This window comes from Micromonospora sp. NPDC049799, assembly GCF_040656655.1.
In the GTDB taxonomy this organism is placed as follows: domain Bacteria; phylum Actinomycetota; class Actinomycetes; order Mycobacteriales; family Micromonosporaceae; genus Micromonospora.
This window is the reverse complement of record NZ_JBFAMU010000887.1, coordinates 1-1,169: the sequence shown is the minus strand read 5'-3', so window position 1 is coordinate 1,169 and position 1,169 is coordinate 1. Positions and strand designations below refer to the sequence as shown.

Annotated in this window: 1 protein-coding gene; it reads right to left on the bottom strand. The window is 74.9% G+C overall.

Going from position 1 to position 1,169, the window contains the following annotated elements; all coding sequences use genetic code 11:
- Window positions 1-295 precede the first annotated feature (295 nt).
- Window positions 296-1,169, bottom strand: an 874-nt coding sequence (locus AB0I76_RS30365; protein ID WP_357042711.1) for an NAD kinase, incomplete at its 5' end; no start/stop codon positions are given.

The following is a 1,169-nucleotide window of genomic DNA, read 5'->3' as shown; positions in this document are numbered from 1 at the left end:
CGTGCCCGGACTCGGGCCGGTGGGCCGGGCGGGCGGGTCGGCGGACGCCGGTACGGCGAGCCCGACCACCAACGCGCCGACCGCGCCGGCGGTGAGCCAGCGTGGGGGCCAGTGCATGCGATGCGCTCCTCTACTCCAGGGGCCGGTCTCGTGTGGAGATCGACCGCTCGGAGTCTGCGACGGAGGTCACGGGCGGGTCACTAGGTGCGGCACGCCGCACCGGCGACATGTCGCCAGGTGGACACGGCACCGCGCCGGCGGGACCGCCGGCCGTCCGGTGGGTTGCGCGGCGGGGTCAGCGGCGGCTGCCGCGCCAGCCCTGCACCGGAAGGTCGAACTTCGCCACCAGCCGGTCGGTGAACGGACGGTCGCGCAGCCGCACGATGCGCACCGGCAGCGCCCCGCGGCGCACCGTGACCCGCGCCCCCGGCGGCAGGTCGTACACGCGGCGTCCGTCGCAGCACAGCACCGCGAGGGTGGTGAACGGGTCGACGGTGATGGAGAACGTGGACGTCGGCGCGGTCACCAGCGGCCGGCTGAACAGCGCGTGGGCGCTGATCGGCACCAGCAGCAACGCCTCCACCTCCGGCCAGACCACCGGGCCACCGCCGGAGAACGCGTACGCCGTCGAACCGGTCGGGGTCGCGCACACCACACCGTCGCAGCCGTACCGGGACAGCGGGCGGCCGTCGACGTCGACCAGGAGTTCGAGCATCTGCGCCCGCTCCCCCTTCTCGACGCTGATCTCGTTGAGCGCCCAGGATTCGATGGTCGGCCCGCCGTCGAACTCGGCGGTCACGTCGAGGGTGAGCCGCTCGTCCACCGTGTAGTTGCGGCCCACCACGTCACGGACGGCGGTGTCGAGGTCGTCGATCTCCGCCTCGGCGAGGAAGCCGACCTTGCCGAGGTTGATGCCGAGCAGCGGCGCCTTCGCCGGGCGGGCCAGCTCGGCGGCGCGCAGGAACGTGCCGTCGCCGCCGAGCGCGAACACGATCTCGGCGCCCTCCGCGGCCTCCGGCCCGGTCACCGGGACCACGCCCGGCAGGTCGAGGTCGTCGGCCTCCTCGGCCACGACCCGCACCTCGAACCCCGCCGCGATCAGGTCGGCGGCCACCGCGCGCGCGTGCTCGGTGCTGCGCCGGCGGCCGGTGTGCGTCACCAGCAGCGCG